Origin of the sequence: Nitrospira sp. (assembly GCA_016788885.1) — a bacterium.
Classification (GTDB): Bacteria; Nitrospirota; Nitrospiria; order Nitrospirales; family Nitrospiraceae; genus Nitrospira_A.
The window spans coordinates 27935-50750 of record JAEURX010000006.1 but is presented as its reverse complement, the minus strand read 5'-3'; the positions used below and the strand labels follow the sequence as shown (position 1 = coordinate 50750).

22 protein-coding genes are annotated in these 22816 nt (G+C 59.8%); 14 read left to right on the top strand and 8 right to left on the bottom strand.

Going from position 1 to position 22816, the window contains the following annotated elements:
- Nucleotides 1-18 precede the first annotated feature (18 nt).
- The 7 genes from JNL86_00745 (at nucleotide 19) to JNL86_00715 (ending at nucleotide 7067) form a co-directional block, all read left to right on the top strand.
- Nucleotides 19-1620: a CTP synthase gene (locus JNL86_00745; protein MBL8041430.1), complete on the top strand. Its 1602-nt coding sequence runs from the start codon at nucleotides 19-21 to the stop codon at nucleotides 1618-1620.
- A gap of 149 nt (nucleotides 1621-1769) precedes the next feature.
- A complete protein-coding gene (kdsA, locus tag JNL86_00740) occupies nucleotides 1770-2603 on the top strand; it encodes a 3-deoxy-8-phosphooctulonate synthase (GenBank protein MBL8041429.1) in 834 nt (277 codons plus the stop codon).
- A 23-nt stretch (nucleotides 2604-2626) separates the two neighbouring features.
- Complete coding sequence (locus JNL86_00735) at nucleotides 2627-3607, top strand: KpsF/GutQ family sugar-phosphate isomerase (GenBank protein ID MBL8041428.1); 981 nt, start codon at nucleotides 2627-2629, stop codon at nucleotides 3605-3607.
- A gap of 32 nt (nucleotides 3608-3639) precedes the next feature.
- A complete protein-coding gene (pgsA, locus tag JNL86_00730; GenBank protein MBL8041427.1) occupies nucleotides 3640-4254 on the top strand; it encodes a CDP-diacylglycerol--glycerol-3-phosphate 3-phosphatidyltransferase in 615 nt (204 codons plus the stop codon).
- Nucleotides 4255-4302: 48 nt separating this feature from the next.
- Nucleotides 4303-4905: a glycerol-3-phosphate 1-O-acyltransferase PlsY gene (plsY, locus tag JNL86_00725; protein ID MBL8041426.1), complete on the top strand. Its 603-nt coding sequence runs from the start codon at nucleotides 4303-4305 to the stop codon at nucleotides 4903-4905.
- 29 nt (nucleotides 4906-4934) lie between these two features.
- Entirely contained in the window at nucleotides 4935-5573 is a 639-nt protein-coding gene (locus tag JNL86_00720) for a TrkA C-terminal domain-containing protein (GenBank protein MBL8041425.1), read from the top strand.
- A gap of 90 nt (nucleotides 5574-5663) precedes the next feature.
- Entirely contained in the window at nucleotides 5664-7067 is a 1404-nt protein-coding gene (locus tag JNL86_00715) for a Do family serine endopeptidase (GenBank protein MBL8041424.1), read from the top strand.
- 42 nt (nucleotides 7068-7109) lie between these two features.
- Here JNL86_00715 and JNL86_00710 read toward each other — a convergent pair whose 3' ends face one another.
- Together JNL86_00710 and radC are read right to left on the bottom strand one after the other, a co-directional pair.
- Complete coding sequence (locus JNL86_00710; protein ID MBL8041423.1) at nucleotides 7110-9215, bottom strand: elongation factor G; 2106 nt, start codon at nucleotides 9213-9215, stop codon at nucleotides 7110-7112.
- Between the two features lie 133 nt (nucleotides 9216-9348).
- Nucleotides 9349-10065 carry a DNA repair protein RadC gene (gene radC / locus JNL86_00705; protein MBL8041422.1) on the bottom strand — a complete coding sequence of 239 codons (717 nt, stop codon included), beginning with the start codon at nucleotides 10063-10065 and terminating at the stop codon, nucleotides 9349-9351.
- A 185-nt stretch (nucleotides 10066-10250) separates the two neighbouring features.
- Here radC and JNL86_00700 point away from each other — a divergent pair, with 185 nt between their 5' ends.
- The 5 genes from JNL86_00700 to JNL86_00680 all read left to right on the top strand — a co-directional run bounded on the left by JNL86_00700 (nucleotide 10251) and on the right by JNL86_00680 (nucleotide 13520).
- Nucleotides 10251-10424, top strand: a complete 174-nt coding sequence (locus JNL86_00700) for a hypothetical protein (protein MBL8041421.1) — start codon at nucleotides 10251-10253, stop codon at nucleotides 10422-10424.
- A 336-nt stretch (nucleotides 10425-10760) separates the two neighbouring features.
- A complete protein-coding gene (rsmD, locus tag JNL86_00695; GenBank protein MBL8041420.1) occupies nucleotides 10761-11333 on the top strand; it encodes a 16S rRNA (guanine(966)-N(2))-methyltransferase RsmD in 573 nt (190 codons plus the stop codon).
- A complete protein-coding gene (gene coaD / locus JNL86_00690) occupies nucleotides 11330-11818 on the top strand; it encodes a pantetheine-phosphate adenylyltransferase (protein ID MBL8041419.1) in 489 nt (162 codons plus the stop codon). The genes rsmD and coaD overlap by 4 nt, the downstream gene beginning before the upstream one ends.
- Entirely contained in the window at nucleotides 11815-13008 is a 1194-nt protein-coding gene (locus JNL86_00685) for a pyridoxal phosphate-dependent aminotransferase (GenBank protein ID MBL8041418.1), read from the top strand. Before coaD ends, JNL86_00685 begins: the two co-directional genes overlap by 4 nt.
- 128 nt (nucleotides 13009-13136) lie before the next feature.
- Complete coding sequence (locus tag JNL86_00680; GenBank protein MBL8041417.1) at nucleotides 13137-13520, top strand: transcriptional regulator; 384 nt, start codon at nucleotides 13137-13139, stop codon at nucleotides 13518-13520.
- A 109-nt stretch (nucleotides 13521-13629) separates the two neighbouring features.
- On the opposite strand, the gene JNL86_00675 is transcribed toward JNL86_00680, so the two are convergent.
- The 4 genes from JNL86_00675 to purH all read right to left on the bottom strand — a co-directional run bounded on the left by JNL86_00675 (nucleotide 13630) and on the right by purH (nucleotide 17837).
- Complete coding sequence (locus JNL86_00675) at nucleotides 13630-14082, bottom strand: hypothetical protein (protein ID MBL8041416.1); 453 nt, start codon at nucleotides 14080-14082, stop codon at nucleotides 13630-13632.
- A 48-nt stretch (nucleotides 14083-14130) separates the two neighbouring features.
- Nucleotides 14131-14778, bottom strand: a complete 648-nt coding sequence (locus tag JNL86_00670) for a threonylcarbamoyl-AMP synthase (protein ID MBL8041415.1) — start codon at nucleotides 14776-14778, stop codon at nucleotides 14131-14133.
- Nucleotides 14779-14802: 24 nt separating this feature from the next.
- Nucleotides 14803-16080, bottom strand: coding sequence for a phosphoribosylamine--glycine ligase (purD, locus tag JNL86_00665; protein MBL8041414.1), 1278 nt, complete (start codon nucleotides 16078-16080; stop codon nucleotides 14803-14805).
- A 212-nt stretch (nucleotides 16081-16292) separates the two neighbouring features.
- Nucleotides 16293-17837, bottom strand: a complete 1545-nt coding sequence (gene purH, locus JNL86_00660) for a bifunctional phosphoribosylaminoimidazolecarboxamide formyltransferase/IMP cyclohydrolase (GenBank protein MBL8041413.1) — start codon at nucleotides 17835-17837, stop codon at nucleotides 16293-16295.
- A gap of 359 nt (nucleotides 17838-18196) precedes the next feature.
- On the opposite strand from purH, the gene JNL86_00655 reads away from it, so the two are divergent.
- Both JNL86_00655 and JNL86_00650 read left to right on the top strand, forming a co-directional pair.
- A complete protein-coding gene (locus JNL86_00655; GenBank protein MBL8041412.1) occupies nucleotides 18197-19099 on the top strand; it encodes an OmpA family protein in 903 nt (300 codons plus the stop codon).
- Between the two features lie 4 nt (nucleotides 19100-19103).
- Nucleotides 19104-20354, top strand: a complete 1251-nt coding sequence (locus tag JNL86_00650; GenBank protein MBL8041411.1) for a hypothetical protein — start codon at nucleotides 19104-19106, stop codon at nucleotides 20352-20354.
- Nucleotides 20355-20412: 58 nt separating this feature from the next.
- Here the strand turns inward: JNL86_00650 and JNL86_00645 are convergent, their stop codons facing one another.
- Together JNL86_00645 and JNL86_00640 are read right to left on the bottom strand one after the other, a co-directional pair.
- Nucleotides 20413-21597 (bottom strand): NnrS family protein, encoded by a 1185-nt coding sequence (locus tag JNL86_00645; GenBank protein ID MBL8041410.1) that lies wholly within the window; start codon nucleotides 21595-21597, stop codon nucleotides 20413-20415.
- A 144-nt stretch (nucleotides 21598-21741) separates the two neighbouring features.
- On the bottom strand, nucleotides 21742-22668 hold the full coding sequence (locus JNL86_00640) for a hypothetical protein (protein ID MBL8041409.1): 927 nt from the start codon (nucleotides 22666-22668) through the stop codon (nucleotides 21742-21744).
- Nucleotides 22669-22816 lie beyond the last annotated feature (148 nt).

Sequence of the window (22816 nt, the reverse complement as noted above, 5' to 3'; positions counted from 1 at the left end):
TCACAAGAAGGTGCCACGATGAGCAAGCTGATCTTTGTCACCGGGGGTGTCGTCTCGTCGCTCGGAAAGGGACTGGCGTCTGCGTCCATTGGGAATCTGCTGGAAAGCCGCGGGTTGAAAATCACCTTCTTGAAGCTCGACCCCTACATCAACGTCGACCCCGGGACCATGAATCCCTACCAGCACGGCGAGGTCTACGTCACCGAAGACGGGGCAGAGACCGATCTCGACCTGGGGCATTACGAACGCTACACCTCGCTGACGCTGACGCGCGAAAACAACTACACGACCGGCAGGATCTATCACTCGGTTATCACGAAGGAACGGCGGGGTGATTATCTGGGCGGAACGGTGCAGGTGGTGCCGCATGTCACCGACGAGATCAAGCAATGTATCATGCGCACCTCACAAGGCATGGACGTCACGATCGTGGAGATCGGCGGCACGGTGGGCGACATCGAAAGCCTGCCGTTTCTGGAAGCCATTCGGCAGATTCCCTACGACGTGGGGCGGGACAATGTGCTCTACGTGCACCTGACCCTCGTCCCGTATATCGGCGCCGCCGGTGAGTTGAAAACCAAACCGACCCAGCATTCCGTCAACAAGCTGCGCGAAATCGGTATTCAACCGAACATTCTGCTGTGCCGCACGGATCGCTACCTTCCGCCGGAACTCAAGGCGAAGATCGCCATGTTTTGCAACGTCGAGAAAGATGCGGTCATCACGGCCAAGGATGTCGAGACCATCTACGAAGTGCCGATCGTTTTCCGCAAGGAAGGGTTGGATGAACTGATCGTACGGCAGTTGAAGCTTGAAACCGGGCCGCCCAATCTGCGCGAATGGGATGCGATGGTGCAGAAGATCAAGCATCCCAAGCATGAAGTGTCCATCGCGCTCGTCGGAAAATATGCCGGACTGAAAGAATGTTATAAGAGCTTGGCGGAGGCCCTGGTGCACGGCGGGATCGACCATGAAACCCGCGTCAACGTGACGTGGATCGAATCCGAAGACGTCGAACGGCAGGGGACGGAGCGAATCCTGCGCGAGGCGGACGGCATTCTCATTCCCGGCGGGTTCGGCTCACGCGGGATCGAAGGCAAGATTGTCACCATCCAGTATGCGCGGGAACATCAGATTCCATTCCTCGGTCTGTGTCTGGGCATGCAGTGCGCGACCATCGAGTTTGCGCGCAATGTCGCCGGACTCAACGGCGCGAACAGCGCGGAGTTCGATGCGCAGTCGCCGCATCCGGTCATTCATCTCATGTCCGACCAGCAATCCGTCAACGACAAGGGCGGCACGATGCGCCTGGGCGCCTACGCCTGTACCTTGGGAGAGGGCACGCTGGCGCAAAAAATGTACGGCGTCAGCGAAGTGCGCGAGCGGCATCGCCACCGGTATGAATTCAATAATGCCTATCGCGAGCAATTGACGGCACAAGGACTGATTCTGAGCGGCCTGTCGCCGGATGGGCGCCTGGTTGAAATCGTTGAACTGCAGAACCATCCCTGGTTCCTGGCGACGCAGTTTCATCCGGAATACAAGTCGCGGCCGCATCACCCGCATCCTTTGTTTAGTGGATTTGTCGGGGCGGCACTACGCCGCAAATGCGGCCATTGAGTAAGGGAGGCTGAAACTGCCTTTCATCGGCGTTCTCGACTCGGCACAATCCTCGACGTAGCTCCGCTACGCCTGCGGTTCTGCCTCGTCTGCGGCCTTGCTGAAAGATCAGTTTGAGCCTCCCATGGACCATCAATAACTCGGAGATTATGGCGTACGAAGTTGATTTGGGACAATTTAAGATCGGGGCGGGCCATCGTCCGTTTTTGATCGCCGGACCTTGCGTGATTGAAAGCGAGCAGCTCGCCATGGACACGGCGGGACGCATCGCGGAAATCACTACATCGCTCGGCATGCCCTACGTGTTCAAGTCGTCCTTCGATAAAGCCAATCGCACCTCCATCTCGTCTTTTCGCGGACCTGGATTAGAGAAGGGACTTGCCATCCTGGCCAAGATCAAGCAACAGATCGGTGTCCCGATTTTGACCGACGTGCACACAGAGGATCAGGCGACCGAGGCCGGGCAGGTGGTCGACATCCTGCAGATTCCTGCGTTTCTCTGCCGACAGACCGACCTGTTGATCGCTGCCGCAAAGACCGGCAAAGTCGTGAACATCAAGAAAGGGCAATTCCTGTCGCCGCCGGAAATGGGGAATGCCATCAAGAAGGTGGAGGATGCCGGCAACCACCGGATTGTCCTGACGGAGCGCGGATCTTCCTTCGGCTACAACAATCTGGTCGTCGACATGCGTTCGTTTCCCATCATGCGCCGTTTCGGCTATCCGGTGGTCTTCGATGCCACCCATAGCGTGCAGCTGCCGGGCGGGGGCGGCACCAAATCCGGCGGCCAGCGTGAATTCGTCGAACCCTTGGCATGCGCGGCGGCAGGAGCCGGCTGCGACGGGTTTTTCATGGAAGTGCATCCGGATCCCGATTCCGCCCTGTCCGATGGACCCAACATGGTTCCACTTCATGCGCTTCATTCACTCCTTGAACGGGTATTACGTATATGCGACGCAGCCGCCACACAACCGGTCCGGTAACAGGCAAGACCAGGACATCCGCCGTGCGTTCTGCCAAAGGCGATGCGAGCGTGCGCGAGGGGATTCGCGTCCTCGATATCGAAGCGCGCGCGGTGCTCGATCTCAAAGCCCGTCTGGATGAGCGGTTCGCGAGAGCCGTGACGCTGCTCTACGAGTGCCAGGGGAAAGTCGTCATTTCGGGCATGGGGAAATCCGGCCTCATCGGCCAGAAAATTGCGGCTACCCTGGCCAGTACCGGGACGCCTTCGTTCTTTCTGCATCCGGCCGAAGGAGTCCACGGGGATCTCGGCATGCTCGCACGGCGTGATGTGCTCATCGCCATTTCCAACAGCGGAGAGACGCAGGAAGTGCTGCAATTGCTGCCCTTCGTCAAACGAATGAATGTGCCCGTCGTCGGCATGACCGGAAAGATGAATTCGACACTCGCGAAAAACAGCGATGTGGCACTGGATGTCTCCGTGGATGAAGAGGCCTGCCCGCTGGGTCTGGCCCCGACGGCCAGCACCACCGCCACCCTCGCCATGGGCGATGCCCTGGCCGTGGCGCTGCTGCAAAAACGCGGGTTCAAGCACGACGATTTTGCGCAATTCCATCCCGGCGGCAGCCTGGGGCGGCGATTGCTGGTGAAGGTGCGCGATCTCATGCAGCATGGCGAACACTTGCCGCGCGTGCGCGCCGAGGTGTCGGGAGCAGATACGATCCTGGAGATGACCTCGAAGAAACTCGGACTGACGACCGTCGTCAATGCGAAGGGTGCGCTCTATGGAATCGTCACCGACGGCGACTTGCGGCGCTTCATTCAGGCCGGCGGGGACTTCAGCCACGTCACGGCCGGCGACCTGGCCAGCCGCACCCCGAAAACCATCGGCCCGGACGAACTGGCCACGACGGCCGTCGCCTTGATGGAACGTTTTTCGATCACCGCGCTGGTGGTCATCGAACCGCCGAATCGCCTTGCCGGGGTGATTCACTTGCATGACCTGCTCAAACACGGCATTGTATAAGGAAGGCCTCAAGGAAACGGACGAAAGAGACCATGGGAGAAGGCTGGAAAGAAGCCGGACTGGTGTTGATGCGATCGGCAGGGCAGGAAAGTAATATTAATCTGCCCAACGTGCTGACGCTCGTCCGCATTCTCTTGATCCCGGTGTTCGTCATGCTTCTCCTCGACCCCACACCGGATCGATCCCTGGCGGCCGCGTTGGTGTTCGTCGTCGCAGCAGTCACGGACCTGCTGGACGGCTATGTCGCACGAAAGACCGGCCAGATCACGAAACTCGGACGGCTCCTCGATCCCATTGCGGATAAGCTGCTGGTCTTGTCTGCCTTGATTCTCCTGGTGCAAGTCGATCGCGTCAGCGCGCTGGTGGCCATTCTGATCATCGCCCGCGAAGTGGCCGTGACCGGGTTGCGGGCGATCGCCGCATCTGAAGGATTGATCATGTCGGCCGAGGTCACCGGCAAATACAAAATGGCCTTGCAGGTCATCGCCATCGTCCTCCTCCTGCTGGAAGGAACGGTGGTGGAAGCCATCGGCAACCTGCACTTGGCCGGCATCGTCACCTTGTATCTGTCCCTCATCCTAGGCTATGTGTCGGGCGCGCAGTATGTGTGGAGTTTCTGGCGTCAGATCGGGACGAAGGGTCTATAGTCGCTCGCGCCGGCACATGCCGGTAATCGACGATCCGGTCAACCATTGATGGACAGTCCCTGGCTCATCGGTTTCCTCATCCTCTTCGGCTATCTTCTGGGGTCGATTCCTTTCGGCGTGGTGGTGTCCCGCCTGCTGGGCGCGGTCGACCCACGATCAGCAGGCAGCAAGAATGTCGGGTTCACCAATGTCCTGCGCGTGAGCGGCAAGAAAGCCGGCGTGCTGACCCTGATCGGCGACATTGGAAAGGGCTGGCTGGCAGGGTGGGTGGCCACGGTGCTCCTGCACCAAGAGGCGGCGGTATTGGGGGTCGCCCTGGCGTCGATCATCGGCCATCTCCATTCGATGTTCCTTGGCTTCAAGGGCGGGAAGGGCGTCGCGACCGCGTTGGGTGCGGCCTTGGGCGTCGCACCGTGGATTGGACTCACACTGATGGGGCTCTGGATCGGCGCCGTCTTCCTATGGAAGTATTCTTCGGGAGGCGCACTGTTCGCGTTCGCGATGTTTCCGTTCGTGTCATTGCTTTTCCATCGCTCCTGGCTCTTTATCGGGTTTTCCTGTGTCGTGAGTCTGCTGATCTGGGCGAGACACAAGGACAATCTCGTTCGTCTGTGGAGCGGCACGGAATCTCGAATCGGACGAGTTAGTTGACATAATATATCTTATCGGACATTATTGCCATGCTGTCTTTCGAGCTGTTGGCTCGTATCCGCAAAGAACTCTCCCTGACCGGCAGCGCGCTCTATGAGACGATTGTGGCCATCGCAGAACGGGTCAATCGCAAGGTCCACGTGCTCCGGCTGCATGGGCAAGCCACGACGATTCTGCACCAAATCCATACCATTCATCAGCACGTCGGCCAGCGCATTGCCACGGCAGCCTCAGCACCTGCGGGAGGGTTTCATGCGCAATCTCCTTCCGATCCAGGGCCGCTGGAAGATATCGTCCGGGTGGCCGCTGAACGCATCAAGGGACAACGCGGGGCCCTGCAGCTGGTCGAACGCCAGATTCGCGAGCTCAAGATTGAACTGGCTCACGAAGACCTGCTGACGATGCAGCGGGAGTTAGGCCTGCGGGATGCCGCGATCGAGCGCGTCGTGGTGGTACGCGGAGCACCGGTCATCGGCCATCCGATCGGTGAATTCGACCTACCGCCCACGACCCACATCGCCGCCGTGTTTCGCGGTCCATTCCTCCTCCCCCTCTCCGATGCCATGACGCTCAGACCGGATGATATCGTCATCCTGGTGGGCCTGCGCCACGACCTGACCCACTGGCTTCCGTATTTTCAACGCCCGGCCGCCTCAAAGACCGCCTGATCACGGCCACGCTTTCGCTCCTGCGCAACATTCTGGTATCCTGACGAAGAGCGACCGTGCGGAAGGATCGCTCTCGGAGCTTGCCAGACCATGAAGACACCATCCTTGTTTTCCACCATGACCGTTCTCGGACTTGGTTTTGCCGGGTGGCTGCTCGGCATGCCCGTATCGACACTGGCCGCAGGAGAGAGCGGATCCACGCCGCGAAAGTCATCCGCCGGGTTACGGATGCTGGAAGAACTGCAAACCGTGATCACAGACCTGGCCGAGGAAGCAAAGCCGTCCGTCGTCAGTATCTTCCCCGTCCAAGCCACAGGGCGATTGCGGGATGCCGGAGAGCGCACGCCCAACGCCACCGGTTCCGGCTCTGGGGTAATTGTTGATGCCAACGGCCACATTATCACCAACAATCATGTCGTCGGCGACGCCGCAGAAGTCGAAGTGCGCCTTTCCGATAAGACCAAACTCTTCGCGCAAGTGATCGGGAAAGATCCGGACACCGACTTGGCGGTCCTCAAAGTGACCACCGACCACCCCCTCCCCGCCGCCCGCTTTGGGGATTCGTCGGGAGTAAAGGTGGGACAGTGGGTGCTGGCCGTTGGCAATCCCTTCGGGCTGGACCGAACAGTCACACTCGGAGTCGTCAGCGGCATCGGGCGGGAAAACATCAACCTGTCTCGCTATGAAAATTTTATTCAGACGGACGCCTCCATCAACCCCGGCAACTCCGGCGGCCCGTTGTTCGATCTGCGCGGCGATATCATCGGCATCAATACGGCCATCATCAACTTCGCCCAAGGCATCGGCTTCGCCATCCCGTCCAACATGGCCAAGCAGGTGATGCATCAGCTGATCAACAAGGGCAAAGTGGTTCGTGCCTGGTTAGGAGTCGGCCTGCAGCCACTGACGCTCGATCTGGCCAGCAAATTCGGCGTCGACGAAAACGAAGGCGTGCTGGTCAACGAAGTCTTTGAGCGGGATCCGGCCGCGCTTGCCGGGATCAGGCCAGGAGACGTCATCACCAAAGTCGATGGTGCGCTCGTCGACACCCCGAACAAACTCTCACGTCTGGTTGCAGCACTCGATCCGGGATCCCTGGCCTTGGTGGAAGTGGTGCGAGACGGCAAGCGGATCAACCTGAATGTCGCGTTGAGTGAGCGCCGTGATGCCGCCGTGGTCGCCTCCCTGCCTCAAAGCCGAAGCGACTTCAAACTGGGAATCGACGTCCAGGATCTGACGGCAGGCCTGGCGGAAAAATTTCGACTCAACGAAAGCCGTGGCGTACTGATCTCCAAAGTGGAATCCGGCAGCCTAGCCCAGGCCGAAGGCCTGCGGGAAGGCGACCTGATCAAGGAAGTGAACCGTGTCGACACCGGCACCGTCGGAGAATTCACCATCGCCGTCACCAAGGTCAAACGCGGCGACACGATCCTCTTGCGGGTGTTACGCGAAGGGCGAGCCTTTTACGTCGTCCTCAAACCCGCTGATCGGTAGCGGCCTCACGACCGACAGGCCGGATCACGCCATAGGCTCCGCCTAGTGCGTGGCGACCCCGTGGCGTTCAGCTCGGTGCTCCTCAACGATTCGGCCGGTCAACTCCTTCGGCACTTCCTCATACTGGGCGTACTCCATCACATAACTCCCCTGCCCACCGGTCAGAGAGTTCAGCGCCGGCGCGTAATTTAGAAGTTCCGCCTGTGGAACCAGGGCCTTCACGATTTCCAGATGGCCCTTCGCCTCGACCATGATGATCCGTCCTCGCCGGGCATTGAGATCCCCAAGCACCGCCCCGACACAGTCTGCAGGAACCTCCACCTCCAGCGTCATGAGCGGTTCAAGCAGGACTGGATGGGCCGCCTCCAGAGCCTTTTTCACTCCCATCGAACCCGCGATCTTGAATGCCAACTCAGACGAATCGACCACATGGTAGGAGCCGTCGTACACGCTCACCCGCACATCGACGGTGGGAAACCCAGCCAGAGGCCCCTCGTGTAGTGCTTCGACCACACCCTTCTCTACCGCCGGCACAAAGTTACGCGGGATGGCGCCACCTACGATGTTGTTTTCGAATTCGAATCCCTGCCCGCGCGGCAACGGACCGACTTCTAACCAGCAATCCCCATACTGGCCATGCCCGCCGGTCTGCTTCTTGTACTTCCCCTGCGCCTGCGCGACGCTGCGGATCGTTTCACGATACGGAATCTTGGGCGCATGCAGCGTGACATCGGCGCCATATTTGCGATGCAGTTTTTCCAACGCCACGTCGATATGCCGTTGCCCCATCCCACTCAACACCATTTCCTTCGTTTCCAGATGACGGACGAACTCAAGACTCGGGTCCTCCTCAATGAGCTTGTGCAACCCAAGACTCACTTTTTCAATATCCGCCTTTGATTTCGGCTCGATCGCAAAAGACATCACCGGCCTGACGACCGGAATACCGGGGTACCGGATGGGCGCCTGTTCATCGCAGAGCGTATCGCCCGTGAGGGTGTCCTTCAACTTTCCAATCGCCACGATGTCTCCCGCCACGGCACGGGCGATCGGCGAATATTTTTTCCCGAACATGGCGAACAGGTGCCCCCCTCGCTCCCGCACCTGTTTGGTGGCGTTGTACACGGTGCTGTCTGCCTCCAACGTTCCCGAATATACCCGCACATAGGACAATCGCCCGACAAATGGATCGATGAGCGTCTTGAATACCAATGCCGAGAGCGGAGCCGTCGCACGCGGTTCACGTTGGACCGGAGCGCTGTCTCCTGACGGGCTGACGCCATGCAATGGCACCGACCGGGCACGGTCGATCGGTGACGGCAGCAGGCGGACGACACCATGCAGGAGCGAATGAATCCCACTATGATGCAGCGCCGAACCTCCCACCACGGGAACCAACGTCCGACGGCAAACCCCGATCCGCAAGCCTTGCACCAACATGTCGTCCGTCAATCCTCCGTTGTTCACATAGTGCTCGAGTAGCACTTCGTCCTGTTCGGCCACGAGTTCAGTCACACGCCGCCTGGCCTCCGCCACCCGGTCGAGCCACTCCGGGGGCACCGGCCCCTCCTCTGCCTGTGGACGATCCGACCGGACCGTCAGCACACGATTCTGCAGCAGATCCGCCACCGTGCTCATCTGCGGACCACTGCCGATCGAGACCGTCAGCGGAACCGCCACAATTCCCAACTCGCCGGTCAATTCCTCCAGGGTTTTGTCACATTGCGTTCCCTCTTTATCCAGCCCATTCACAAACACCATGCAAGGAAGCTCGGCGGCCTCGACCAACGACCACACCCGTTGCAGATCGCTCCGTACGCCGGTCGCCGCGTTGACCACGAGCACCACCGCATCCGCCACACGCAGGGCGGAGCGGACGTCGGCGACAAAAGCCGGCGCACCAGGAGTATCCAGGAGATTGAGTACGGTGCCGTCGTAGGAGCAACGGACGACGGTGGTATTGAACGAACTGCGATGGTGGATTTCTTCAGGCTCGAAATCAGATACCGTGTTGCCTGCGAGCACAGAGCCCGGAGAGGAGAGGTGACCGCTACAGTAGGCGAGGGCTTCGACAAACGAGGTTTTTCCCGATCCCACATTCGACACCACAGCCACATTCCTGATGGATTCGGCGAGGGGAACGTTCATCATGACCTCCTTCGGTAAGTCGGCGGCCACCATGGGCCTGGTTAGAGGGAGACGTGTGGGTGAGACCTTCCTTTCGTATCGCGGACGATCGAGTATTGGTGTGCTGATAAGACCAGTACTGTGCCACAACCAGTCATGACCGCGTGGCCTCCCCCGAAAGCCATCCTTGGTCGGCAAAACTCACGTAGCGGCCGTCACCCACAATGACGTGATCGAGCACCTGAATGCCGAGAAGCGAGCCGGCAGACACCAGTCGAGCCGTCAAGATACGGTCTTCCTGACTCGGCGTCGGGTCGCCGCTGGGATGGTTATGGAGGAAGATCACGCCAGCAGCCGAAGCCCGCATGGCTGGAATGAACACTTCCCGCGGGTGCACGATGCTGAGGGTGAGGCTGCCTTCGGAGATGGTCACATCGCGAATGACCTGGTTCTTAGCATCCAGCAGCACGACGGCAAAGATCTCGTGACGCAAATCACGCAAGCGTGCGTGGTAGTGCTTAAAGAGATCCGCGCTGGAATTGATGCGGGTTCCGGTCGTCAACGGAGCCGACACCGCACGCTTGCCGACTTCCACGGCCGCTTTCAATTGCGCCGCCTTGGCCGGTCCGACCCCGGGAATGGCGCAGAGTTCTTCGACGCTGCAATGGAGCAATCCATAGATACCGCCCACGCGGGCCAGAACCTCCATTCCCACCTTGACGGCCGAGGCGTCTTGCCGACCCACCCGTAGCAGAATCGCCAATAATTGTGCGTCGGAGAGACTGGCTGCCCCCTCGCTGAGCAACCGCTCACGGGGACGTTCAGTTTCCGGCCATTCTCCGATACCACGCCCTGTCTTTTTTGGTGTCACGGCCTGCTCTCTACGACAAAAAAATGTCAGCCCGCACCATTTTGTGCCGTCAACTTGACGCCTGACTCATCTCATGTATGACGCTTCCAGCATATAAACTATTGAAATATATAGACTTGACATTTTGGTGCAGCTCTTGCTTGAGAGCAGGTTCAGCTGTGAACGTCACCACCCAGGAGGAACACATGGAATGTCCGAAGTGCAAAGGCATGATGATGTTGGAACGGTTCTCTGATTTCTTTCTCATTTTCTACGCCTGGAAATGCATCAACTGTGGCGCCATCATCGATCGGACCATTTCGGCGAACCGTCGGAAGAGCCTCGCCGCACGCGACGCTCAACCGGTTGCGACCCGCTGATCCGGCTGACGCAGCGCTCCGTTCTCTGTGAGATGTGGTGGTGTGACGACCCGAGTGTAGCCACCTCCTCAGCCCGCGTGAACTGAGTTCCAGTGTCGCCCGATTATAGCGAGCCTTCCCGTACGCGTCAAAACACGGACCTCCTTCGGTGACGTCTGCAGCGCTCCCCGCCCCGCGGCGGGGAGAAGACGCTCCTCTCTCTTGCAGTTCCTCTCTCTTGCAGTTCCTCTCACTTGCAGTTCCTCTCACTCGCATCTCCTTGACCCCTGCAAAAACGCTGTGTTAGAGTCTCTCACTTCGTAGCCAACAACGAGTGGCTCTCTCCCGAATACGATCATGCGCGTCATCGCAGGGCTTCATCGGGGCCGACGATTGCTGGGTCCCAGAGGACAGGCCATCCGCCCCACATCCGACCGAGTGAAAGAAGCCCTCTTCTCTATTCTTGGCGAACGCACCACAGGCGCCCGTGTGCTGGACCTCTACGCCGGAACCGGCTCGATCGGCATTGAAGCCCTTAGCCGCGGGGCATCACATGTCACATTCGTCGAGACCGACAGGGAAGCGTTGCGCCTCGTCCGTTCCAATCTCCAGCAATGCGGAATGGAAGCCGTTGCCAATATTTGCGCCTGTCAGGTCGCTCAGTTTTTTCGCCGCGGCACCCAATGGGCCGGCCCCTACGACATTGTCTTCTGCGACCCGCCTTATCGACTCACACCGGAAGTTCTGTCGTTGGCGGGAAACTGGCAACCGGGATGGTTGGCCGACGATGCCATCGTAGTCATCGAACATAGTAACAAGGCCGACATTCCCGCGACGCTGGGGCCGCTGGCCCAAGTAAAACGCTATGACTATGGCGACACCGCGCTGACACGCTTCCATCTGACGCCGAAGGACGCCCCGCACGCATGAAGATCGCCGTCTATCCCGGCACATTCGATCCGATCACGCATGGTCACTCCGATATCATCCGGCGTGGATTCCGCATGTTCGAGAAGATGATCGTGGCGATTGCCCCCAACCCGTCCAAACATCCGCTGTTCAGCGCGAAGGAGCGACTGGAGATGGTCCGCCTCGTCACAAAGGATTTGCCCAACCTGGAGGTCACGACCTTCGAAGGGCTTCTGGTGGATTTTGTACGGAGCAGCGGCGCCCATGCTATTCTGCGAGGACTGCGGGCGATCTCGGATTTCGAACACGAGTTTCAAATGGCACTCGTCAATCGTAAACTGGCGGAGACCGTCGAAACGGTTTTTCTGATGCCCAGTGAGGAATATTCCTATCTTTCTTCCACCATCATTAAGGATGTCGCCAGCCACGGAGGATCGCTCAAGGATTTTGTGCACCCCGAAGTGGCGCGGAGGCTCCAAGAACGAATTCGGAGTTTCAAAGGATGAAACTGGCAGCCCGTGTCGGACGCATTGTCCCCTCCCCCACACTCAGCATTACCGCAACCGCAAAATCCATGGCGGCACAAGGCATCGATGTCATCGATTTTGCATCCGGAGAACCGGATTTCGACACGCCTGAACCGGTCAAGGCCGCAGCAGAGGCCGCAATCCGCGCAGGCTTCACGAAGTACACGCCCTCATCAGGCATTGATGAACTGCGCGGCGCCATTGCCGACAAGCTCAAGGCGGAACAGGGACTCCAGTATGAAAAGTCCCAGATCCTCGTGTCATGCGGGGCAAAACATTCGTTGTACAATGTGGCCGAGGCGCTGCTGGAAGCGGGCGACGAAATCATTATCCCTGTGCCCTTCTGGGTCTCCTACCAGGATCAGACGCTGCTGAATGATGCCACGCCGGTTCTTCTGCGGACGCAGGAACAGGACGGATACACGATCAGCCCGGAGGCGCTGGAGGCCGCCATCACGCCACGGACCAAAGCCATCATCGTCAATAGCCCCTGCAATCCAACCGGGGCGACCTATGATCGAAAAACCCTCGAGGGGATCGCCGCCGCCGCCTTGCGTCACGATCTCGTCATTATTTCAGACGAGATTTACGAGAAGGTGCTGTATGACGGGGCGCAGCACATCAGCATCGCCAGCCTGAGCCCTGAAGTCGCCGCGAGAACCGTCGTGATCAACGGGGTCTCCAAGGCGTACGCCATGACCGGCTGGCGCATCGGCTATGCCGCCGGACCGAAAGCCTTGCTGACCGCCATGGGCAATATTCAAAGCCAGAGCACGTCGAATCCCTGCTCCATTTCGCAAAAGGCCGCAGTGGCCGCATTGCGTCTGGGCAATCCGTTTACCGCCGTCATGGTGGCTGAATTCGACCGGCGGCGGCGTCTCATGGTCGAACGGCTCAATACCATGCCTGGTGTCACCTGCCGGATGCCGACCGGTGCGTTCTATGCCTTCCCGAATGTGAGCGGCGTCCTCACAAAACGCTGGAAGGATCAGCCCATCGGCTCCGCAGCCAACCTGGCGACCTTTTTGCTGAACGAGGCACAAGTGGCCCTGGTCCCCGGCGAACCGTTCGGCAGCGACATCCACATCCGGTTGTCCTATGCGACCTCCATGGAGGCCATTGAACGCGGACTGACCCGGATCGAGGCCGCCATCCGCCGCTTGACGTAAGGCAGGCCACCGAGGCTCAGCTCCCCCTTGATTCTGTTGAAATCGAGGCTACTAGGAGAGAGTCCTCGTGGATCGCAAGGAAACCAATTCGCATACTGTGCGCTGTGAGAGCAGAGGAGGAATACCCCGTGCCAATCTATGAGTATCAGTGTACGAGTTGCGCCCACCGGTTCGAGGTGAAGCAGAGCATTAAGGACGACCCGATCAAGGAATGTGTGCGGTGCGGGAAGGAAGTGACGAAATTGATTTCGCCGCCGGCCATCATGTTCAAAGGCAGCGGCTGGTATATCACCGACTACTCGGACAAGATGAAACCGGGAGGAAGCGACACGGCGGAAAAACCAGCGGCAGCAACGACCGAGAAACCCGCGACACCAACGACCAGTGAGAGCACGGCCAGCGCTCCGGCCGCCGCTCCAGCGACGACCTCCACGACCAGCGCCGCGCCCGCGACAAGCACACCCAGCTCAGGGACATCCAGCTCGAGTTCCACCTCGTCGTCCGGCAACTAAGGGAAGCGGCGGGCAGAAACCGTTCGCTGCCGCAGCAAGCGCGACTCAGGTTCGCTGACCACCGTCTGCCCGCTCTTGTATCAGAGCGAGCGACAGGCTCAGCGCTTCCCTAGGGGCTTACACGTTTAGCAGGAGCCGCGTTGGATTTCTTCTGGGTGGCCGACCTCCCCGTGGACTTCACGCCGCTCTTGCCTGCAGGCTTGGTCGATTTCTTGACAGCTGGTTTTGTCGCAGGTTTCGCGGGAGTCGTCTTCACCGCTTTTGCCGCACGCTCGCGGGCCGCCGCCATGGTGTGCTCAAGATTCGCGATCATTGCGGATTTTTCCTTATTCACCCGCGTCAGATCTTCCACACGAATCTGCAACTCCTCCTTCGCTTTGTTCGCCGCGTTGAGCTGATTCTGCAGCAAGGCCTTGTCCGCCGCAGCCTGTTGGGCTTCTGCATGCAACTGTTCGATTTGAGCTTGAAGCGCCGGCGGCCAAAAGTCACATCCCGTCAGCAGCATGCTGCTGACCCCAAGCACAAACAATCCTCTCACCGCGCGGCGTGAACGAATGAGCATAAATGATCCTCCCATGTGGGTGAATTATAGCGACTACGCACCATCAAATCATGATGAAAGTGTGTACCCTGCTCGCTCCAGGGCCGTTCGAATTCGGTCCGCTGAAATCACTCCGGCCCGAAGGAGTTGAGGATGTTCGCCGGCATCAACGACGGTGGACGCCTGGCCGCCGGGCGTGCGGCCGCCGTCGAGAATCAGATCAATACTGGCTCCGAACGCATCCTGCACAGCGCCCGCAGTATCGATGGGTGGCTCGGATGAGCGATTCGCACTCGTTCCGGTCAGCGGGCCGGTGTGGACCAACAGTCGCTGCAGCGTCGGCAACGGAGACCAGCGGACCCCGATCGTCCCGCTCCCGGCCGTCAGCAACGACGAGAGTCCAGGGGCGGCCGGAAACACGATGGTCAAGGGGCCTGGCCAGAACAACTCCATCAAGAGGGAGGCGGTTGGAGAGACAGACCCAACCAGGGGAGCCAATTGCTCCCGAGATCCGATCAACACCAGAATGGGTTTATCGGGCGGACGCCCCTTCACTGCGACCATGCGGCGCAGGGCCGCTTCGTCGGTCGGACGAACGGCCAGACCATAGTACGTCTCGGTGGGAAGTGCGACGACGCCATGTGCAGCCAGCACACGCTGCACCTCCGGCAGTGCGACGTCACAGGATGGATCGGTAAACGGGAGAACCAGTGCCATGTGATGGCCCGATCCGATGACGGATCAGGAATTGCGCGGCAGCGCTCGATGCGCGATATCGGTCCGATAGTGCCGACCTTGGAACGAAATCGCCGGCACCGCCTGATACACTTCTGTTCTCGCTTGGAGGAGCGACGGCGCCCAGGCCGTGACGGCCAACACTCGCCCTCCGGCAGTGACCACCTGCTCAGCATCCCGCTTGGTGCCGGCGTGAAACACGGCGATCGGTGCCGTATTCGACGGAGCAGGCAATCCTTGAATCGGCAATCCAGTCGGATAGGCGCCCGGATACCCTGGAGACGTCAGGACCACGCACACCGCCGTCTCCTGCCGCCATTCCACGGTGAGCTGATCGAGACGATGCTCAACCACCGCCTCCATGACTTCGAGCAGGTCCGTCTGCAAGAGCGGCAACACGACTTCGGTTTCGGGATCTCCCATTCGCGCGTTGAACTCCAAGACATACGGCGTCCCCTTGACGATCATGAGGCCCGCATAGAGCACACCTTGAAACGGACAGCCCAGGCGCGCCAGCGCATCGACGGTGGGCTGAAGGACCTGCCGTGTGACCTGTTCACGAAGCGCAGCCGTGGCAATGGGAGCCGGAGCGTAGGCACCCATTCCGCCGGTGTTGGGACCGGCATCTCCGTCCCCCACCCGCTTGTGATCCTGTGCCGGAATCATCGGCACGACGGTCTTCCCGTCGGTAAACGCCATGATGGTCAGTTCTTCCCCGTCGAGAAACTCCTCGATCAGCACCCGCTCTCCTGCCTGGCCGAAGACGGACTTCTCCATCGCATCGCGCACCGCCTGCTTGGCGTCCTCGCGCGTGGTGGCCACGACCACCCCCTTGCCCTGCGCCAGCCCGTCGGCCTTCACCACGATCGGCACAGGCTGCGCATCCAGGTAGGCCAGCGCCTGATCCATCTGCTCGAAACTTCGCGAGACTGCGGTCGGAATCCGGTTGGCGGTCATGATCTCCTTCGAAAAGCTTTTGCTCGACTCCAGCCTCGCAGCAGCTTTGGTCGGACCGAAGATTTTCAAACGCGCCTTCCGGAACTCATCGGCAATCCCAAGCGCGAGCGGCGCTTCCGGACCGACTACCGTGAGATCGATCTGCTCCTGTAACGCAAAGTCCTTGAGTCCGGCGATGTCATCCGCCTTGATCGGCACACAGGTCGCCAGTCCTTCGATCCCGGCATTGCCCGGCGCACAAAAGATCTGCGGCTTTCTCGGACTCTGGGCGAGCTTCCACACCATGGCATGTTCCCGCCCACCACTGCCGACAACTAGAATCTTCACAGCTCAACCTTTACTTCAATGATGTACCCACGATGCTCATACCAAGGCTTCCAGAATGTCTCGCTCAGCCCAGATCTCGAAATTCCTGAGGGCGTTCAAACGGGTCTACCGACAAGGCCACAGACGAGAAAAAACCGGAGGCGTAGCCTCAGGGCTACGTTGAGGATTTTTTTCGAGCCGAGAACGCAGTCGGAGGCCCGTTTCAACGTCCCTCAATGGCGGAAGTGGCGCATACCGGTGAGAATCATCGCCATCCCATGCTCATCCACCGCCTTCGTCACTTCGGGGTCACGGATGGATCCGCCTGGCTGAATCACACAGGTAATGCCGGCTTCTGCCGCCGCATCGATCCCGTCACGGAACGGAAAGAACGCGTCGGATGCCATCACGCAGCCCTTCACGGACGATTGGGCCTTCATCGCCGCGAGCTTCACCGAATCGACGCGGCTCATCTGGCCGGCACCGATACCCACGATTTCGCCGGGACGCCCATAGATGATGGCGTTCGACTTCACGTGTTTACACACCACCCAGGCGAAGGCGCAGGCCGCATATTCCTCTTCGGTCGGTTTGCGCGCGGTCGGTACGGCCAGGGCCTTGATGTCCTTGATCACACCGAGGTCCCGATCCTGCACGATCAGCCCTCCGACCAATTTCTTCAGATCATACCCTTCAGCGGTAGCCTTGCTCAGAGGCCCAACATCCAGCAACCGGATGTCCTTCTTCCGTTTGAGTTCGGCCAAGGCATCTTCGGCAAACCCCGGCGCAATGACGACCTCCACGAAGGTCGAGGTGATCTCTTTCGCCGCAGCCAGATCCACCTGGCGATTGAACGCAATCACGCCGCCGAAGGCCGAGACGGGATCCGTCGCACGCGCCTTCACATATGCCTCAACCGGCGTTGCGCCCAACGCACAGCCACAGGGATTGTTGTGCTTGATGATGGCCACCGCCGTCTGATCAAACTCCTTCACCAGTTCGAGCGCGGAATTCGCATCCAGAAAATTATTGTAGGACATGGCCTTGCCATGCAGGATCTTTCCGCGCGACACCGCCGGCTCCTTCGCGTTCAATTCGCGATAGAAGGCGCCCTGCTGGTGGGGGTTCTCTCCATAGCGGAGCGTCTCCACGCGCTCGAATTGCAGCGAGAGAATGGCCGGGAATTTCACCTCGCTCCCCTGCACCTGCTTTTCGAGGTAACCCGCGATCAAACTGTCGTAGCGCGCGGTGTGCTGAAACACTTTCATGGCCAATTCACGTCGCAAGGCCGGCGTGACTGATCCGGCCTTCAATGCCTCCAACACGCGACCGTAGTCGGCAGGATCGACGACCACGAGCACATCCTCATGGTTCTTCGCGGCAGAGCGCAACATCGACGGCCCGCCGATATCGATATTCTCAATCGCTTCCTCAAACGGACAATTCGGCTTGGCGATCGTCGATTCGAACGGATACAAATTCACCACGACGACATCGATGTTGCCGATGCCATGCTGCTGCATCTGCGTCACGTGAGCAGGTACGCCCCGACGGCCGAGCAACCCGCCGTGAATTTTCGGGTGCAGGGTCTTCACGCGCCCGTCGAGAATCTCCGGGGAGCCGGTGTACGCTGCGACGTCGGTCACCGCCACGCCCGCGTCACGCAGAGCTTTGGCCGTACCGCCAGTCGACAACACTTCCGCACCAAGGGCCGCCAATCCCTTGGCCATATCGATGACTCCCGTCTTGTCAGAAACACTGATCAGTGCCCGCGCAATGCTGGCCATGATGAACTCCTTCAACTATGGATATCGTTGTGGGTGGGATCACATTGGACGAAAAAACGCCGTGACAATAGCAGATGCCTCGACGCCACTGCAAGTTGAGCGGGGCTCTGACCGCCTCGACTTCCCTGCCGCACGCCTGCACATTTGAATGGACGGGCAAGCCTTTTACCCACGATTCCGGGCTAGCATGAGTCTTGACGTTGTGATACCCTTCGCATCGTAGTGGCGCATCGGCCGAAGCCGGCGCATTCCATCAATCAAGTAACACTCGAAGTCTTGAGAAGACACCCGCCCTGCGGCGATTTCATGCCGCAGTGAGGCCTCGTGCCTGGGTCGACAAAGGCTGGCGCATGTCGCGCGGAATTATTTTCGCAGTCGGATTCTTCGCACTCACACTCCTGGCGCTCATCTGCATCCCGAGACACCTTCCGGTGACGTCGTCGGCGAGCGGCCACCCCACGTTCCGCGCACACGTCGAGAACGGTCAACTGACCCTCTCCGGCGCGGTGGCCAGTGAAGAAGCCAAGGCTGCGGCCGTCACCCGCGCACAAGAGTTGTCCAAAGGACTCAAGCTCCGTGTCACCGACAATCTCGACATCCTTGAAGACGCCTATCCCGCTGCCTGGGAAACCGCCTTGCCGGCCCTCTTAACACACGTCGCGCTGCTCCATCAGCATCAAGCCACGGTCTCGCTCGCTGAGCAGACGGTCACGGTCAAAGGGACGGTCGCAAGCGGAGAAGCCAAATCAAAACTTCTGCACGACCTCGCCGCCTCCCTCGGGAGTTCGATCCATGTGCAGGATCAGCTCACCGTGGCTTCAGCCGCTTCGACCGCGCCGGTGGCGCTGCCTGCCGTCCAGGTTGCGCCCACAGTCCATGCCTCCCGCGCCCAGATGCAGGCCGGACTGGATGAGGTGTTGCGTGGAGAACATATCGCCTTCGAAAGTAACAGTGCGGTCCTCACGCCTAAAGGACGAGCCGTCATCGATAAGGTGATTCCGGCCCTCAAACGATCCCCGGAGTCGGTCATCGAAATCGGCGGCCACACCGACTCCTATGGCGATCCTGATTACAACCTCCAACTCAGCCGCACGCGCGCGGAATCCGTCCGCCAATATTTGGCTGACCATGGCGTGACCAATCGACTGACCGCCGTCGGCTACGGAGCCAGCCGTCCGCTCAGCCAAGACCGGACGCGCGCCGCGTCGAAGAAGAACCGGCGGATTGAATTTCGTGTGAAAGAGGAACGGTGAACGTATGGGATCCCTGATTCTGCAAATGATCGGATGCTTACTGGTGGCGGCGACCATCGGGTTGATGATGGGGTGGCTCCTGCGCAGTTTCGCCACCTCGGAGAAGCGCCAGCAGTTGTCCGAAATTGCCACCCGGCTCCGCGGCCGTGAACACGAATTGGACACCCTCAACCATGAGTTGAAGGTCCGCACGTCCGCCGTGCAAATGCTGGAAGGGAAAATGATCACCTCCGAGGCGGCGCTGAAGGACCTGACCGCAGACTTGGCGACCAAGGTCGAACAGCTGACGGCGCTGCAGACAGAGGTGCGGGAAAAGGGTGTGCGTCTCCATGCCATCGAGCGGGAACGCGACACGCTCCGGCGCGAAGTCGAAGAAGCCGAAAACAAGTTCAAGGGGCAGCAGGCGGGCTTCGCCGAGATGCAGGCCCAAATGGAAAACGCTGAAGACGTGCTGATCAGCCGGGACCAGGAAATCGCCACCCTCAAGACCTGGGTGGAACAACTCGCCCCGAAAGATGCCGAGATCGCCCGCCTACGCGCACGCACCGAAGAGTTGGAACCGTTCCGCGAACGAAGCAGCCGGCTGGAACAAGAGCTCAAGCAGGATCGTGCACAGGCTGCCTCCACACTCCAGAGCAAAGAGCAGGAACTCGACCGGCATCAATCGCGTATCGCCGATATTGAAGCCGAACTGGCCCGACTGCGGACGCAAAATCAGGACGATCTCACACGTTTCACCGAAACGGTGCAACAACGTGATCAGGAGATCCAACGGCTGCGCGCGACCGTGGAAGAACTGGAAGTGTTCCGCAGCGAGGTGGAAAAGAAAGAACTCGCACTCCGCGAAGCAGAAGAACGCCGGATCATGGATGTCAGCGAACGGGAAGAGGAGATCGCGGCTCTTCGCAAACGGCTCGTGGAATATCGAGTCGCGCAACGACATGGTGCGCAGGCCAAAGCGGCAGCTGCCGCCGACTCAGGCACGCACGGCAGCTCAACCGCCGGACGGGGCACGGGTAAACATCGGTCGGCTCAAAAAGACGACCTCAAGCAAATCCATGGCATCGGACCGGTGATGGAACGTGTACTCAATCGCATGGGCATGTTTACCTTCCGACAAATCGCCGAATGGAAAGATCAGGACGTCGAGCAGATGGCGTCGGAACTCAACACGTTCCCGGACCGCATCCGCCACGATAACTGGATCGCCGGCGCCAAGGAGCAACATTTCCTGAAATACGGGGAAGAGTTGTAACATTCTCCTCTGCTCCTGACACGTCGAACGCCGCACCGACCAGAACACTCCCTGCCCCTCACTCATCCAGGCTCGGACGCAGCAGATACGGTCCATAGACCAACGCAAACAAGAAATAGGCTCCACTCCACGCCGCGGCGGCCACACCGAACACGAGAGTGGGTGGAAGGCCGGTGCTGAGGCCAAACACCCGCACCAGCGCCCCGACTGTCACCAGACTGTACATGCAGATCGTCGCTGGCCCCGCATGCCGGGGACGTCCCGTGTGGCCCAGGCTGGCTCGGGTCATCACCCCCAACGTCATCACGCCGATCGCGCCGGTGGTCAGCGCATGGACCGCGTCCTCCTTCGATAACCCGATTCCGACAATCGCGCATCCGAGCAAGAGCAACGCCGCCGCCACCCAGCCATATCCCCAATGCAGCACGAACACCAGCGGTTCACGCCAGGTGAGCCATCCGTACCAACGCAGCAAGCGAGCCACCTGCATCACCCCGGCGGCCAAGAGGATCCAACCGGTAGGCTGTGCGTGAGGAGAGACCGTCCAGGAGACCGCCGCCATCGTCACCAGTCCAATCGCAACCGTATCGAAATGCGAGAATCGCGCGGGCCGTTCGGCTCGCCCCTCCCCGCCGAGAAACTCTCTTGTAAAATTGGGCACCAGTCGTCCGCCGATCAGCGTGAGAAGTACCATCATCAGCGCGAGCGCCATACGAAACGGACGATCCGTATCCGCATCACTCCACGCCGACAGATGGAACCAAAGATTCGCGCAGGCATAGCAACTGATCACGACACCGACCGGAGCCTGATTCCAACTCTTCCCGGCAGCCAGTTCCCGCCACACCACCCCGGCGAGACACACGAGAAACGCCCCGTCGAGCAACGCTGTGAGCAGCGGCAAGCCGGTCGGAAGAGCCATGGCCACACGTCCGATTCCCCACACCCCAAATAGCAGCATCAACTCCCGGCCCTTGACGGCAGGCCGGTCGGTCCAGTTCGGCACAGCTGTGAGGAGGAAGCCGGCGATCACCGCCGGGAGAAAACCAAAGAGCATCTCGTGCACGTGCCAGTCCCGGGCCGTCGAGAGCAGCGCTGCATTGCCCGTGCTGACGAGAATGCTGATCCAGGCGGGAATCGCCACACCGGCAAACAACGCGCCGCCCAGAAAAAACGGCCGGAACCCATAAGAGAAAAACGCTATTTCTCGCGGAAGCGGACGCCGTTCGATGCCATTGCTCATTCCTTCACGTCTCCAGTTTCAGTCCTAGACATGACCACGTGCCCAAGTCGCGCAACCGCTATAGTACTACCATGCCGCCGACCATTGCGCGCGAGCAATGAACCGCTACGCCTGCTCTCGGAGTAGTCATAGCACCACGCGAGGCTAGTCGACATCATACCCGCGAACCGGCAGGTAGGGCCCTGGTGCGTGCAGCAACTGGAAGGGATCACCAGCATCGACGCGAGGATTCTCGGCGGGGTGGTGAACGAACGCAGAGGGCCCGATTTCAACCGGCTCACGCCTGATCTCCTGACCGGTTCGACTCCGGTACACCAATTCATCGGTCTCCAAATCGTATTCTGGAAAATCGGCACTCTCCCAATGCTGCAAGAAATAGTGCGCGTAGAAGGTATACAGGCCCTGGTCCTTACGACTGCGCCGCAGGACATATTCCGGCATGTGCTGCACAGCCAGATCGGCGGGACCATGCTGCAACCAGAGATACTCGCCCAAGATCACCAGCTTGACCAGCGGAGCATCCGGATAGAGCTTGAGCCTCACGACTTTCCCCATCGCTTTGAGACGCTTGAGCAACGCAATGCTCTGTCGAACGTCCTCTCGGAATCGCGGGTACGGATTGTCGGGATGGGCCAATGTCGCCATGCGGGCGCGCACCTCCCGGTGGAACGGATTGACCAGGAGGATCTTCGCTTCCAGGCACTTGTCGAGGACCGACGACAAATCGCCGACGTGATCCACCAGGTTCCCGGCCCCACTGGAGCCGATCACCATGACCGAACGACCGGTGCCCTGCTCGTCCTTCAACGCCTGAATGCGCTGATGCACCTCCGGCCCGCGCCGCGGGAAGAAGGAGACGAGCCCGGCACCACGCGCAGCATTGGCAAGCGCCCGATCGCGCAGACTGAGATGGACGAAGTTGATGCCGGCCATCAACAGCACCGCGGCGACCATCTCGACGGCAATGAGCAAAACTTTGTCCTGTTCGACATGCGACCAGAACGACGAGAATCGGGCGGCTCCGACCGGCAGCAGCAGCGCAATGCCCGCGCTCATCGCCACGATGACCATGTGAGACAGGCTGCCTGCAGATTGGCGGAAGCATGCCCGGAGAATGGAACAGAATTCGTGAAACAACGACACACCTCTAGAACGGGTAAAAAGATTCCCACGGCGGTGACGAGCTGAAAGTGCGAACGACGGAGGAACAACCTTCGGC